Source organism: Propioniferax innocua (assembly GCF_006716235.1).
GTDB lineage: Bacteria > Actinomycetota > Actinomycetes > Propionibacteriales > Propionibacteriaceae > Propioniferax > Propioniferax innocua.
In genome coordinates, this window is sequence record NZ_VFOR01000001.1 from 20,193 (window position 1) to 34,379 (window position 14,187).

Below are 14,187 nucleotides of genomic sequence, written 5' to 3' on the forward strand. Positions count from 1 at the left end.
GACTGGACCAGGCGCCGGAACGAGCGATCAGGCCGAAAAGGCATGAAAGTCGACTTCCGCCGGAAGAACTCGAGCAAGACTTGGGAATGACTCGTGGGCCACCTAGTGTGGCCCCCGTGATTCGGAATGACGGGGGAAACGTGGGGGTCAAGTACGTCAAACGATTCATGGCTGCTGCAGCGGCTGTTGCCATGGTGGGGGTGTCGGCGTGTGGCGCGCCACCGACGAGCCAGTCCGACGAGCAGAAGAACACCGCCCCCAGCTCCCCGCCGCCCCCGCCGCCGGTGGAGATCGCGTCCGTGGACCACGGCAATGTGGAGGGGCTGACCGAGGCCAGTTTCGATGCTCACGGTGTCACCACCACCATTCCCGTGACCGCTTCGTCTCGGCTTCTCACCGCCGCCACGATGGTGGTCAAGGACAAGATGCTGCGAAACGCCGCTCATGTGGGCGCCGAATCAGATGATGTGAGCTGGCAGCTCGTCGCATCCTCTCCCGAGGTGGTCGGCGTGATGCTGACGCAGGAGCAGCAGGGCGGCGAGGCGGCCGGAACCTCCGCCGGTGCGGTGTGGCTCGATGCCGTGAACAACGAAGTGGTCGGTTCGGCCGCCTTGATCGACGAGACCCAGTGGAGTGCCTTCCTCGATCTTGTGCGGGAGGTTGCCGTGACCGAACAGGCCGACGCCGAGGCCATCATCCAGGCTCTTTCCACGCCTGCAGCGCCCTATGGGGACGGCCCTGCGATGGCGTTCGAATCCAGCGGCAACCTGGTGCTGCGGGTGGCCGGTGAGGAATTGGTCGATCTGCGTATCGAGGCCGAATCGGTCGATCCGATGCTCTCCGAGTTCGGACGCCGTGCTCAGCAGGCCGCCACTTCCCCCCAGGCTTTCACCGGTGCGCCCCCCGCGGCAGCAGGTGATGGTGCCGAGACGCCCACGCCGGCTCCCGATGAGACTCCCGAGGAGACCCCCGATGAGACTCCCGTGGCTCAGCGTCCATCGGTGCGGATCGGGCCCGACTGTGAGAACAAGTCATGTGTCGCGTTGACCTATGACGATGGACCCGGTCCACGGACGCCCGAGATCCTCGAGCAGATCGCACAGCATGGGGGAGCGGCCACGTTCTTCCAGCTCGGGCAGGTGCTCGAACAGAACACCGACGTCGGGCAGCAGATCGTGGCCCAGGGGCAGGAGGTCGGTGGGCACTCGTGGTCGCACCCCGACCTCAGGGGACTGTCAGCCGAGGGAGTCACCGAGGAGATTCGGCGCACCAACGACCTGATGACCCAGACCTATGGGCAGGAACCACTGATCATGCGTCCTCCCTATGGGGCCCACAATCAATCGGTTGACGAGATTGCGAACCAGCATGGGCTCGCCCTGATCCAGTGGAATGTCGACAGTCAGGATTGGCAGACCCACAGTGCTGCTTCCACCACGGCTGCGGCGGTGGGGGCTGCGGAGAAGACCAGCGCCATCGTGCTGATGCACGACATCCACGATGCGACCATCGAGGCGTCGGCCGAGATCTACCGGCAGCTCGCGGAGAATCCTGAAGTCGAGATGGTGACGGTCTCGGAGTTGGGGTTGGGGGCAGCCCCCATCCAGCAGGGTCACGCCTATTGCAGCTCTCCGGCCGAGCCCCAAGAAGGATTCGACTGCGCCGGGTGACGGGTTCGGGGCGGCAACTTCTCGAACCAGTGTCGAGCTGGTCTGTGAGATCGGTCACGTATGGCGTGGCTAAGGAGAGGCTGTGCTGCAGGCGACGGAGGCTGGTCGTAGAATCCCCCTTGTGGCTACGACTACTCAACCTTCAACGCTGACAGCGCGGCAGAAGGCCCTGAAATCCACGGTGATCGCGAAGTTCGTGATGGCCGGTTCCGGGATTCTCATGGCGCTCTTCCTGCTCGTGCACATGTACGGAAACCTCAAGGTGTTCGCCGGGAAGACTGCTGATGGCCAGTGGGCCTTCGACGTCTACGCGCACCATCTGCGTGTCATGGGCGAACCGATCCTCCCGCCGGAGGGCTTGCTGTGGATCACTCGTGTGGTGCTGCTGGTCGCTGTGATCGCGCACTTCGCCTCCGCCTTCAAGCTCTGGGCCCGCGCCAAGAAGGCCGTGGGCGGTAAGCGATACGCCTCCGGTGGTCGCGTCCAGCGCTCCTATGCCTCTTACACGATGCGTTGGGGCGGTGTGGTGATCCTGCTGTTCATCATCGCGCACATCCTGCAGTTCACCACCCACACCATCGACACGTGGGGCGGAGACGCCGCGGCATCGACGCCGTTCGAGCGCTTGGTCCTCAGCTTCCAGAACCCGCTGGTGCTCATCGCCTACGTGATCGCGATCATCGCGGTGGGACTCCATCTCACGCACGGCCTGTGGAGCGCGTTCGCCACGCTCGGTGCCAACACCGGGGCCAAGGCCCGCGCGAACCTCAACAAGCTGGCTGTCCTCATCGCCCTCGTCATCGTCGTCGGCTTCCTCGCCGGCCCGTTCGCCATCTTCTTCGGAGGGATCACGCTGTGAGCCAGACCTTCTCGCTCGACGCCGACTCGCTGTACACCGAGGGTGAGCCCATCAAGGACACCAAGGCTCCTGAGGGCCCCATCGCTGACCGCTGGGACAAGCGTCGCTTCAACGCCAAGCTCGTCAACCCCGCCAATCGCCGCAAGATCTCGGTGATCGTCGTCGGCACCGGCCTGGCCGGTGGTGCGGCCGCTGCGACTCTCGGCGAAGCCGGTTACCAGGTCTCGGCGTTCTGCTACCAGGACAGCCCGCGTCGTGCCCACTCGATCGCTGCGCAGGGTGGCATCAACGCTGCCAAGAACTACCGCAACGACGGCGACTCGATCTATCGCCTTTTCTACGACACCGTGAAGGGCGGCGACTACCGTTCGCGCGAATCGAACGTGTACCGCCTCGCGCAGGTGTCGGCGAACATCATCGACCAGTGCGTCGCGCAGGGCGTCCCCTTCGCCCGTGAGTACGGCGGTCTGCTCGACAACCGTTCGTTCGGTGGCGTGCAGGTGTCGCGTACGTTCTACGCCCGCGGCCAGACCGGGCAGCAGCTGCTGATCGGTGCCTACCAGGCACTCGAGCGTCAGATCGCGGCCAAGACGGTCACCATGCACACGCGTCACGAGATGCTCGAACTGATCGTCGAGGGTGGCCGCGCTCGCGGCATCGTCACCCGTGACATGGTCTCCGGCAAGATCGAAGCGCACACCGCCGATGCCGTGGTGCTCGCCACCGGTGGTTACGGCAACGTGTTCTTCCTCTCGACCAACGCCATGGGATGCAACGTGACCGCGGCGTGGCGTGCTCACCGCAAGGGTGCGCTGTTCGCGAACCCCTGCTACACGCAGATCCACCCCACGTGCATTCCGCAGTCGGGCGATACGCAGTCGAAGCTGACCCTCATGTCGGAGTCGCTGCGTAACGATGGCCGCATCTGGGTGCCCAAGAAGGGCGAGGACTGTGAAAAGGACCCTCGTGACATTCCTGAGGAGGAGCGCGACTACTACCTGGAGCGCATCTACCCGGCGTTCGGCAACCTCGTGCCGCGTGACATCGCCTCGCGTCAGGCGAAGAACATGTGTGACGAGGGCCGCGGCGTCGGCCCGGAGGTTCCGGGGCAGGGGCGCCGAGGCGTCTACCTCGACTTCGCCGACGCCATCAAGCGCCTCGGACGCGATGCTGTCGAGGCCAAGTACGGCAACCTGTTCGACATGTACCAGCAGATCACCGGTGACAACCCGTACGAGGTGCCGATGCGCATCTACCCGGCGGTGCACTACACCATGGGTGGTCTGTGGGTGGATTACGACCTGCAGTCGACCATCCCCGGGCTGTTCGTGACCGGCGAGGCGAACTTCTCCGATCACGGCGCGAACCGGCTGGGCGCTTCGGCGCTCATGCAGGGCCTGGCCGATGGCTACTTCGTGCTGCCGAACACGATCAATGACTACCTGGCCGACGCCACCGCGCATGGCCGGATCGATCTGGATCACCCGGCGGTCACCGAGGCGGTCGACGCGGTGCGTACCCGCACAGAGAAGCTCCTGTCCGTCCAGGGCGACCGCAGTGTCGACAGCTACCACAAGGAGCTCGGCGGCATCATGTGGGAGTACTGCGGCATGGAGCGCACCGAGGAGGGCCTGCGCAAGGCCATCGGTATGATCCGTGAACTGCGTGAGGAGTTCTGGAAGAACGTTCGCGTCACCGGTGAGGCCGAGGAGCTCAACCAGGAGCTCGAGAAGGCCGGTCGTGTGGCCGACTTCTTCGAGCTCGGTGAGCTCATGTGCATCGACGCCCTGGTGCGTCGCGAATCCTGTGGCGGTCACTTCCGCGCGGAATCCCAGACCGAGGAGGGCGAGGCGCTGCGTCACGACGACGAATTCGCCTTCGTCTCGGCATGGGAGTTCACCGGCGTCGGTGAGGCCCCGGTTCTGCACAAGGAACCCTTGGAGTACGAATTCGTCGAGATGAAGCAGAGGTCCTACAAGTGAAGCTCAAGCTCAGGGTTTGGCGTCAGAAGAACAGCGACGCCACAGGCCGTTTCGAGGAGTACCCTCTCTCGGACGTCGACGAGCACATGTCGTTCCTCGAAATGCTCGACATGCTCAACGAACAGCTCATCAACGAGGGCAAGGAGCCGGTGGCGTTCGACTCCGACTGCCGCGAGGGCATCTGCGGTATGTGTGGGTTGGTCATCAACAGCGTCCCCCATGGGCGTGGCGAGACCACGTACCAGACCACCACATGCCAGCTGCACATGCGTGAGTTCCACGATGGCGACACCATCACCATCGAACCGTGGAAGGCCGAGCCCTTCCCGGTGCTGAAGGACCTCGTGGTGGACCGCACCGCGTTCGACCGGATCATCCAGGCCGGTGGCTTCATCTCGGCCCCGACCGGTACGGCCCCGGACGCCCACGCGGCCCCGATCGACAAGAACAACGCCGACCACGCGTTCGACAACGCCACCTGCATCGGCTGCGGTGCCTGTGTGGCCGCCTGCCCGAACGGCTCGGCGATGTTGTTCACCGCGGCCAAGGTGTCTCACTTGGGCATGCTGCCGCAGGGTCAGCCCGAGCGCTGGACCCGCGTGATCGGCATGGTCGGGCAGCATGATGAAGAGGGCTTCGGCAACTGCACGAACCTCGGTGAGTGCACCGCCGTGTGCCCCAAGGGCATCCCGCTGGAGAGCATCAGCCGTTTGAACCGCGACCTGTTCAGCGCGCTGGGCAAGGTCAAGTGATCGACGCCGTTCGGCGCTGAACGAATCACGTACCGAGCGAGGCCACGGGGATCTTCCCCGTGGCCTCGTTCGTTTCTGCGCACCCGTACATGGACGGGGCAGTGGTGGTTTCAGGAGGTCAACGCTTCGGTCACCTGGGGGATCAGAGCCAGCGCGGGGTGTGCATCCTCGGCGCCGGGCTCTGTCGACCATGTCTCCGGGGCGCTGTCGATCATGACCAGAGCCATACGGTCTTCTTGGAGGACGATGAGCTGGGATTCCGCATGAGGCCCGGCCTCGGCGGTCCAGTTCCACTGATCGAGGGTGTTCTGCCCGTTCTCGCCCGGGATCTCGTGGTCGGTGACGGCATGCTCCACTGGCGGTTGGGCGCCATTGTTGGTGAGGATCTCCTCGCAGGTGTCCAGCCAGCGTCGGACTTCGGTGCGCGCACCCTCGGCGGTCTTGGCATCGGGGAAGCTCATCACCACGACGTGGGCACTGGGATCGCCCTCGGGGTCGCCATAGGCCTTCGCGTGGGTCGCATCGGGTCCGAGCGACGCGAGTGTGAACTGTTGGCAGTCGGAGAACTGCTCATCTGTGGGGAGGGTCTCGGCGGCCGGTTCCAGAGGGGTTCCCGCCCAGTCGAGTGCCTCGTTCGGGAGATTGGCTTCGGTGACCGAACCCTGTGGGGCCGGCGTGGAGGGATCTGGTTCCGGACGTCCGGACTGTGGCGTCAGATCTTCGGGTGCGGCTGGGGACTGCGCCGGATCGGAATCTTCTGGCGCAGGTGTTGACGAACAACCCGATGCGAAGGTCAGCACCGCGCAGACCGCAGCGGCCCAGGCCAAGGGGCGTCGGGACATCGATGGCATCAGCTCTCCTTGATTCGCTGTGGCGGGGATTTCCATCCCGCGGTGTTGTTATGGCATGATAGTGCGCTGTTGTGAACGCCGGCTCCTGCCATGGGGGGATCGTCCGGTGAGCAACTCATCCAGACCTGACGAGCGGGTGACCTGTGGCACCGGCAAGGAAACACCATGAGCATCATCGATAGCATCGACAAGGCCTCCCTGCGAGACGACATCCCCGATTTCCGCCCCGGAGACACGGTGAAGGTTCACGTCCGCGTGGTCGAGGGCAGCCGTTCTCGTGTCCAGGTGTTCTCCGGCGTGGTTCTGGCCCGCAGCGGCGAGGGCATCCGTGAAAGCTTCCTCGTGCGCAAGGTCAGCTTCGGCGTCGGCGTCGAGCGTACCTTCCCCGTGCACAGCCCGATCATCGACAAGATCGAGGTCGATCGTCGTGGCGACGTGCGTCGCGCGAAGCTCTACTACCTCCGTGGCCTGCACGGCAAGGCGGCCAAGATCAAGGAGAAGCGCGAGAACTGATCGCGTCTTCTGATGCAGCGCCCCGGAGCACCCATTACGGTGGTCCGGGGCGTTTGTGCTGTCAGGAGATGATGGCCGTTGTGAGACATGATCGGCAGGGGAGGAGACGCACATGCGGCGTGCGCGTTTCAGGTCTCCCGACGTGACTCAACCTCGGCAGGCGGAGAAGCCTGCTCGTCAGATGGAATGGCCGGTGGAGTCGGGACCGGATGACACCCAGCCACGCCGTTCGCCGGTACAGCAGCGTGACGACGACAGGGATCTGACGGCTGTTCGCGCTGACATCGGCGTCTATGATCCGACGATCCCGCGGGCCATGGCGAACCCCGACAGCACCGATGACACCGTGGCTGCCCCGCTGCCCGGGGCGATGCAGGAGCCGGGCATCACCGAGGAGAAGCCGGTTCAGCAACATGTGTCGGAGCTTCCGGACTCCATGGAAGCCGCATCGAGTGCTCCCACTTGGTTCGTTCCCGAAGACGATGCGTTACGCGGCGAGTCACGCCCGGTGGTCTCTCGACACCCGGCCTCCCGACCCCCGGTTGCGGCCCCGGTCGAGGAGGAACCTCTTCCGGAGCCCAGACGACGTTCGCGTCGACGCCGTGGCCCTTCGCGGAAACGTCGCTCCGCGAGATCCCCTGCCGCGAGATCCCTGACCGATCTGACCACCGGGCGTCACGATCTCACCGCTTCTCTGGATGCAACGACGACGCGGAACCGCTCCACGTGGTTGCGTGACATCGCCGTCGTGGTGGTCGGGGCGATGTTCCTGACCACCCTTGTGCGGAGTTTCCTGCTGCAACCCTTCGCGGTGCCGTCCCCGTCGATGCAGGACACCTTGCAGATCTCGGACAAGATCGTGGTCTCCAAGGCGATGGGATACACACGTGGAGACGTCGTCGTGTTCCGCGACGAGCTGGGATGGCTCCCCGGTGAGGGTGAGAAACCCGGCCCGGTGATGGCGGTGCTGGAAGGAATCGGGGTCGTGCCGAACTCGGGTGAGCAACATCTGGTGAAACGGGTGATCGGTCTGCCCGGCGATGTCGTCTCGTGCTGTGCACCAGGTGGGCATCTCTCGATCAACGGGGCTCCGGTTGACGAGCGGGGGATCATCCATGACCCGGCCCCCGGGCGTCCTCCACGCGCCGCCTATGTGCCGTTCCGGGTGACCGTGCCCGAAGGGAAGGTCTTCGTCCTCGGCGACAACCGGGACGATTCGGCCGATTCCCGGTGCCACCTGTCGCCCAACCCCGATGCGGGATTCATCGACGAGGACGCCGTCCTCGGTCCGGTGAACATGATCGTCGCGCCGGTGAACCGCTGGGAGTATCTCAGCGCTCCCGACGTCTATGGCGCCGTGCCTGATGCGCCCGGCCCGGCACCGGCTCAGCCTCGCGTCGAGACCGAGGGCGGCTGTTGACCATCCGGGTGCGACGGGATTCGGGGCTCTACGGCTGGGAACGGGCGTTGGGGCGTGCCGGACTGGCTCCGGTGGCGGGAGCGGATGAGGCCGGGCGGGGAGCCTGTGCCGGGCCCTTGGTGGCAGCGGCATGCATCCTCGGTGAGGGCCGCACGATCGAGGGCCTGCGGGATTCCAAACTGATGACGGCCAGAGCCAGGGACGCGTGTTATGACGCGATCATCGCATCGGCCAAGGCATATGCGGTCGTGGTGGTTCCCGCCGATGAGGTGGATGCCCAGGGCGTCCACCGCGCAAATCTGGCGGCTCTGCGACGTGCGGTGCTGCGTCTGGCGGTCACGCCACGCTACGTGCTGACCGATGGCTTCCAGGTCGATGGAATGGGCGCCCCTTCGCTGGCGATCTGGAAGGGAGACCGTGTTGCTGGCTGTGTCGCCGCGGCTTCGGTGCTGGCGAAAGTGACCAGGGACCGAATGATGATCGAGGCGGACGCACATTTTCCCGGGTACGGTTTCGCCGTGCACAAGGGTTACACGACGCGCGTCCATCAGGAGGCGCTGGAGCGGCTGGGACCGAGCCCGATCCACCGGATGAGCTACCGCAACGTCCGTGAGGCGGCCGATCTGGCACATGGAGCGGAGCGAAGGGCTAGAGTGATCGACGATGAGTGAAGAGGACCTGGAGCAGTTCGAGTCCGAGCTCGAGCTCGCGCTGTACAAGGAGTACCGAGCGGTCGTCGGCATCTTCAACTACGCGGTCGAGACCGAACGACGCTTCTACCTGTGCAATGCGGTCGACCTCAAGGTGCGCACCGAGGGCGGTGACGTGTACTACGAGGTCTCGATGGGTGACGCCTGGGTGTGGGACATGTACCGGGCCGAGCGCTTCATCAAGAGCGCCAAGGTGCTCACGTTCCGGGACGTGTCGATCGAGGAGATCGAGCAGAAGGATCTGAAGGTTCCCACCGCGGAGTGAGGCGTGGTGGCTCCATGAGGGAGTTGTCCACAGCTTTTGGCGTCTGAAGCTTCATCCACAGGCGCCCGTCCGAGCGGTTCGATTCGCTCGTGCCCCTTCCATGATGCGGGGCATGAGCAGCAACCGCATGAAGTTGGGCGCCGTCGGTGAGGACATCGCGGCGGCGGAACTCGAAGCCGCCGGGATGGAGATCCTCGACCGGAACTGGCGCTGTTGTGAGGGTGAGATCGACATCGTGGCGCGCGATGGCGATGTCGTCGTCATCTGTGAGGTCAAGACCCGGCGTGGACTCGGATTCGGAGCACCTCTGGAGTCGATCACTCACGAGAAGCTTGCGCGACTGCGACGGCTTGCGGTCATGTGGGCGCAGGAGCACCACTGCCGGTTGCCCCTGCGGATCGATGCGATCGGGATCCTCCTGCCCGGCCCGGTCATCACGCACGAGCGCGGAGTGGAACTGTGAGCACGGCTCGGACGCGGTGTGTGGCGCTCATGGGATTGGAGGGGAGGCTCATCGAGGTGGAGGCTTCGGTGGCCGGTGGGCTCCCTCGCACGGTCCTGGTCGGACTGCCCGACGCGTCGCTGTACGAGGCCCGCGACCGGTGCAGGGCCGCGGCCTCGAGTCAGGAACTGGCGTGGCCACAGGGTCTGGTGACGATCAACCTGAGCCCTGCGTCCCTGCCCAAGGCGGGAAGCCATTACGACGCCGCCATCATGGCGGCGGTGCTCGCAGCGGCCGGGGTGGTGCCGGAACAGGCACTGGAACGCGTCGTGCTGTTGGGGGAGTTGAGCCTTGATGGGCGGCTCCGCGCCGTGCGGGGGCTGCTGCCGGCCGTGCTGGGCGCGGTGCAGGCCGGTTACCGGCGGGTGGTGGTCCCGCGCGATCAGGTGCGGGAAGCCCGTCTGGCGCCCGGCGCCGACGTGACCGGGGTGGGCTGTCTGCGGGAGATGGTGGCGTTCCTCCGAGGACAGGAGGTGCCGCAGGGCGGGCTGGAGATCGTTTCCGAAGCACCGGAGCCGATGGTCGGGGCGCCGGATCTGGCCGATGTGATCGGTCAGAGCGAGGCATGTTGGGCGGCTGAGGTGGCCGCTGCGGGAGGGCATCACCTGTTCCTCGGTGGTCCGCCAGGTGTCGGCAAATCGATGCTCGCGAGCCGGATCCCGACGATCCTGCCGGAACTGTCGGTCGATGAGGCTTTGGAGGTGGCTGCGGTGCGGTCCCTGGCCGGTGTCGGGGACGGCGAGTGGTCGGTGCGTCCTCCGTGGTCGAACCCGCATCACTCGGCGTCGATGGCGAGCCTTCTGGGCGGTGGTTCGAGAGTTCCCCGTCCCGGAGCGATCAGTCTCGCCCATCGGGGTGTCCTGTTTTTGGATGAAGCCAGTGAATTCCAGCAGAAGGTGCTCGATTCATTGCGCGAACCCCTGGAGACCGGGGAGATATTCCTGACCCGGTCGGTGCATCAGGCCACCTACCCGGCACGTTTCCAGCTTGTTCTCGCGTCGAACCCGTGCCCCTGTGGGTATCACGGGGTGGCCGGGGGCAGGTGCGCCTGTCCACCGCAGAAGGTGCGGCGGTATCAGGATCGCCTGTCGGGTCCGATCATGGACCGCATCGACATCCAGCAGCAGATGCTTCCGGTGGGCCGGGCCCTGATCAATCCGGCTCATGCCGGTGGTGGCCGGGAGCGTTCGGCCGATGTCGCGCAACGAGTGTGTGCGGCACGGGAGCGACAGCTTCGTCGGCTTGCGGGGACGGGGTGGCGCACCAATGGTGAGGTGCCCGGGGCGTTCCTGCGCACCGAGTGGCCGACCCCTGGTGGGATGGGACTGCTGGATGGCCCTCTGCGGCGGGGAACGTTGAGTGCGCGCGGTGTCGACAAGACGGTGCGGGTCGCGTGGACGGTCGCGGATCTCTCGGGGCATGACAAGCCGACCGAACAGGACATGTGGGTGGCGCTCGGGCTGCGTCAGGGCCTGCCACAACGGGAGGCGGTGTGATGGACGAGCGAAGCCTGCGCATGGCACTGATGTGCGTCAGTGAACCGGGCGATCCGGCCATGGCGCGGTTGGTGTGTGAGAACGGTGTCGAGAAGGTGTGGGAGCAGCTTCAGCGGGACGGGACGTCCATGTGGGGACGCCGCGCCAGGGATCTCGACGTCGCCGAAGTTCAGCGGAACACCCGGCGGCATGGGATGGGTTTTCTCATTCCCGGTGACCCGGAGTGGCCGATGCAGGTGGACGCCCTTGGCATGTGCGGGGAGGTCTCCGGTTTCGGCGGGCCGCCATTGGGATTGTGGGTCCGTGGCGAGCAGCGTGATCTGAGCGCGTTCGATGGTCGGGCGGTGGCGGTCGTGGGGTCGCGGGCCGCGTCGGCCTATGGGCAGCATGTGGCGGGGGAGATAGGAGCCGACGTGGCCGAGCGGGGCTGGACGGTCGTCTCCGGCGGAGCCTTCGGGATCGACGCCGCCGCCCATCGCGGTGCGTTGGCGACGGGCGGGAACACCGTGTGTGTGCTGGCGTGCGGGCTCAACCTCGACTATCCACGGGCACACCATGATCTGCTGGCCAAGATCGCGGCGCGCGGGGCACTGGTGGGAGAACTCGCCCCGGACGCCTACCCGACCCGCTCACGTTTTCTGGGGCGGAACCGTTTGATCGCCGCCCTGAGTACGGGGACGGTGATCGTGGAGGCGGCTCTGCGTTCGGGGGCGAAGAACACGGTGAACTGGGCCGAGACGATCGGGCGACCGGTGATGGCGGTGCCCGGTCCTGCGACCTCGGCAACATCGGCCACGCCGCACGAGTTGATCCGGAGCAGGTCCGCCGAGTTGGTCACATCGGGCCTGGACGTGTTGGAGCTGCTCGCGCCGGTGGGGCAGGAGTTGCTGCCGTTGCCGGAGGTGGAGGAGCGTCCGATCGATGGCCTGTCCCGGCGTCAGCGGGGGATCTTCGAGCACGTTCCCGGGGGTGGTGACGGCGCCACCACGGCGGAGATCACCGCCGCGTCGGGCTTCCCGCGTGGGTTGGTGGCCGCCACCTTGGATGAGCTCGTGCGGGCCGGTTTCGTCCTGGGTGAGGGTGGACGCTGGCGTCTGCGGCCGGGCTCGGTGGGGTGATGCGGGTCAGTCGGCGTCCGGCTCGTCCGGTGGCGTCGGGCGGGGGCGCAGGATGAGGTAGGCGATGACACCGGCCAGCAGGCCCCAGAATGCCGAGACGATGCCGAAGGGCTGGATTCCCGAGACGGTGATGGCGAGGGTGAACATCGCCGCGTGCGTGACCGAGATGTGGTGTGGGCCCTCGTCCATGGTGTCGTGCAGGGAGGCCTGGAGTGGGGCGAGGAGGGCGACGCCGGCGAGAGCGGTGATCATGCCCGGTGGAATGGCGCTGAACAGCGAGACGATGAAGGTGGCCGCGAATCCGCCGAGGATGTAGAAGAGTCCGCACGACATGCCGGCGATGTAGCGGCGGCGCGGATCGGCATGAGCGTCTTCATTGGTGGCGATGGCGGAGGTGACCGCAGCCAGATTCAGCGCGTGGCTGCCGAACGGTGCCACCACCATCGACGCGATGCCGGAGACCCCGAGGAGTACACGGTCATCGCAGTCGTAACCGGAGTTGTGCATGACGATGAGCCCGGGGGCGTTCTGTCCGACAGCGGTGATGATCATCAATGGCAGGCCGATGCCCAGGATCGCGTCCCAGGCGAACGTCGGCATCACGAACTCAGGGGTTGTAATCGCGAACTGTGCCTGGAGCGGATGGGCCGCGCCGGTGGCGAGGGCAAGAACGCCACCGACGGCCATGGCGACGAACACCGCGTACCGGGGGGTGAAGCGACGCCCCACGAGATAGCCCAGCACCAGGCCTCCGGCCACGATGGGCTGATCGACGATGGCCTGGGCCACATTGAGCGCGAAAGGGAACAGCACACCGGCCAGGACGCCCGCAGTGATCGGTTTGGGAGTGATCTTGAGCAGCCTGCCGAACAAGCCGGTGATACCGAGAACGGTGGAGAGCACCGCGCAGGCGATGTAGGCGCCGATGACATCACCAAGACGCCCCTCGGAGACATACTGCGGGAGCACGGGGATCAGCAGCGCTGCACCCGGGATGGACCACGCCACCATCACCGGTTGGCGGGTGACCCACGACAAGACCAGACACACCGTCCCCGAACCCACCGAGATGGCCCACACCCATGAGGCGGTGAGGGAGGAGGAGAGCCCGGCTGCTCGCGCGGCCTCGAGCACCACCAGCAGTGGGCCCGCGTAGGAGACCGCCACCGCGATCATGCCTGCGATCAGGGCGGAGACGCTGACATCGCGCGCCAATGATGGTCGCGGGGGTGAAATCGTCGCTGACACCGGACGGACTCTAGTCACCTCATGCCGATGACGCACCGGTCTGGGGCTGGAACTGGGACAATTGCCGGGTCACCGACCGACCCGGGAGAATTCCCCCATGGCTCTCTACGCACGCCCCTCGTGGCAACTCGGACGCCAGATCACCTTCGATGTGTTCGTGCTCGCTTGGACGATCGGGTGGGCCGTCGTGGGCCGTGCCGTCACACGCATGATCGACGCGGTGGCGGACCCCGCCCGTGGCATCGTCGACACGCTCGGCGGCCTCGAGACGAATATGGAGGACGCCGCCACCGGCGTCGAGAAGGTGCCGCTGGTGGGCGGTGGGCTGCGTTCACCCTTCGATGGTGCCGCCACCCAGCTCGGGGACCTGGGCGCGGCGACGGTCCAACAGATCGAGTTGATCGAACGGGTCGCCGCGATCAGTGGATGGTGCGTCTTCCTCATCCCGGTGCTGGGCATCATCGCGTTCTGGCTGCCATATCGGGTGTCTTTCCACCGGCGTTCCTCCTCAGCACAACGGTTCATCGATTCGGGGGCCGATCTCGATCTGTTCGCCCTCCGGGCCATGGCCAACCAGCCCATGCACGTGCTTGCACAGATCAGCCCGGACCCCGTGCGGGACTGGCGTGAGGGGGATCGGCGCGTCATCGGGGAGTTGGCGGATGTTGAGTTGCGTCGCAGTGGTCTGCGCTTGTCGGAGCGTCGCAGTGGTCTGCGCTTGTCGGAGCGTCGCAGTGGTCTGCGCTTGTCGGAAGGTCGCAGAGAGTGAGGGCACTTTCCGAGGGGATCGTCACCTAGAAT

14 protein-coding genes are annotated in these 14,187 nt (G+C 65.9%); 12 read left to right on the forward strand and 2 right to left on the reverse strand.

Going from position 1 to position 14,187, the window contains the following annotated elements; translation table 11 throughout:
- Positions 1-116: 116 nt before the first annotated feature.
- The 4 genes from FB460_RS00105 to FB460_RS00120 all read left to right on the forward strand — a co-directional run bounded on the left by FB460_RS00105 (position 117) and on the right by FB460_RS00120 (position 5,263).
- Positions 117-1,670, forward strand: a complete 1,554-nt coding sequence (locus FB460_RS00105) for a polysaccharide deacetylase family protein (protein ID WP_170209875.1) — start codon at positions 117-119, stop codon at positions 1,668-1,670.
- Between the two features lie 121 nt (positions 1,671-1,791).
- On the forward strand, positions 1,792-2,529 hold the full coding sequence (locus tag FB460_RS00110; protein WP_142092132.1) for a succinate dehydrogenase cytochrome b subunit: 738 nt from the start codon (positions 1,792-1,794) through the stop codon (positions 2,527-2,529).
- The gene (locus FB460_RS00115; protein WP_142092133.1) at positions 2,526-4,511 is read left to right on the forward strand and encodes a fumarate reductase/succinate dehydrogenase flavoprotein subunit; all 1,986 of its coding nucleotides are present in this window, start codon (positions 2,526-2,528) and stop codon (positions 4,509-4,511) included. The genes FB460_RS00110 and FB460_RS00115 overlap by 4 nt, the downstream gene beginning before the upstream one ends.
- Complete coding sequence (locus tag FB460_RS00120; RefSeq protein WP_142092134.1) at positions 4,508-5,263, forward strand: succinate dehydrogenase/fumarate reductase iron-sulfur subunit; 756 nt, start codon at positions 4,508-4,510, stop codon at positions 5,261-5,263. The genes FB460_RS00115 and FB460_RS00120 overlap by 4 nt, the downstream gene beginning before the upstream one ends.
- A 110-nt stretch (positions 5,264-5,373) precedes the next feature.
- On the opposite strand, the gene FB460_RS00125 is transcribed toward FB460_RS00120, so the two are convergent.
- A complete protein-coding gene (locus tag FB460_RS00125) occupies positions 5,374-6,114 on the reverse strand; it encodes a hypothetical protein (RefSeq protein ID WP_142092135.1) in 741 nt (246 codons plus the stop codon).
- A gap of 165 nt (positions 6,115-6,279) precedes the next feature.
- Here FB460_RS00125 and rplS point away from each other — a divergent pair, with 165 nt between their 5' ends.
- The 7 genes from rplS (at position 6,280) to dprA (ending at position 12,138) form a co-directional block, all read left to right on the forward strand.
- Positions 6,280-6,627, forward strand: a complete 348-nt coding sequence (gene rplS / locus FB460_RS00130) for a 50S ribosomal protein L19 (RefSeq protein WP_142092136.1) — start codon at positions 6,280-6,282, stop codon at positions 6,625-6,627.
- 112 nt (positions 6,628-6,739) lie between these two features.
- A complete protein-coding gene (lepB, locus tag FB460_RS00135) occupies positions 6,740-8,047 on the forward strand; it encodes a signal peptidase I (protein ID WP_142092137.1) in 1,308 nt (435 codons plus the stop codon).
- Positions 8,044-8,718: a ribonuclease HII gene (locus FB460_RS00140; protein ID WP_425466941.1), complete on the forward strand. Its 675-nt coding sequence runs from the start codon at positions 8,044-8,046 to the stop codon at positions 8,716-8,718. Before lepB ends, FB460_RS00140 begins: the two co-directional genes overlap by 4 nt.
- Positions 8,711-9,022, forward strand: coding sequence for a DUF2469 domain-containing protein (locus FB460_RS00145; RefSeq protein WP_142092138.1), 312 nt, complete (start codon positions 8,711-8,713; stop codon positions 9,020-9,022). Before FB460_RS00140 ends, FB460_RS00145 begins: the two co-directional genes overlap by 8 nt.
- Before the next feature lie 112 nt (positions 9,023-9,134).
- Positions 9,135-9,485 carry a YraN family protein gene (locus FB460_RS00150; RefSeq protein WP_142092139.1) on the forward strand — a complete coding sequence of 117 codons (351 nt, stop codon included), beginning with the start codon at positions 9,135-9,137 and terminating at the stop codon, positions 9,483-9,485.
- A gap of 29 nt (positions 9,486-9,514) precedes the next feature.
- Positions 9,515-11,020: a YifB family Mg chelatase-like AAA ATPase gene (locus FB460_RS00155; protein WP_142093256.1), complete on the forward strand. Its 1,506-nt coding sequence runs from the start codon at positions 9,515-9,517 to the stop codon at positions 11,018-11,020.
- Positions 11,020-12,138, forward strand: a complete 1,119-nt coding sequence (dprA, locus tag FB460_RS00160; protein ID WP_142092140.1) for a DNA-processing protein DprA — start codon at positions 11,020-11,022, stop codon at positions 12,136-12,138. Before FB460_RS00155 ends, dprA begins: the two co-directional genes overlap by 1 nt.
- Before the next feature lie 6 nt (positions 12,139-12,144).
- Here the strand turns inward: dprA and FB460_RS00165 are convergent, their stop codons facing one another.
- On the reverse strand, positions 12,145-13,386 hold the full coding sequence (locus FB460_RS00165; RefSeq protein WP_211345764.1) for a benzoate/H(+) symporter BenE family transporter: 1,242 nt from the start codon (positions 13,384-13,386) through the stop codon (positions 12,145-12,147).
- A gap of 97 nt (positions 13,387-13,483) precedes the next feature.
- On the opposite strand from FB460_RS00165, the gene FB460_RS00170 reads away from it, so the two are divergent.
- Positions 13,484-14,155 carry a hypothetical protein gene (locus FB460_RS00170; RefSeq protein ID WP_142092141.1) on the forward strand — a complete coding sequence of 224 codons (672 nt, stop codon included), beginning with the start codon at positions 13,484-13,486 and terminating at the stop codon, positions 14,153-14,155.
- Positions 14,156-14,187 lie beyond the last annotated feature (32 nt).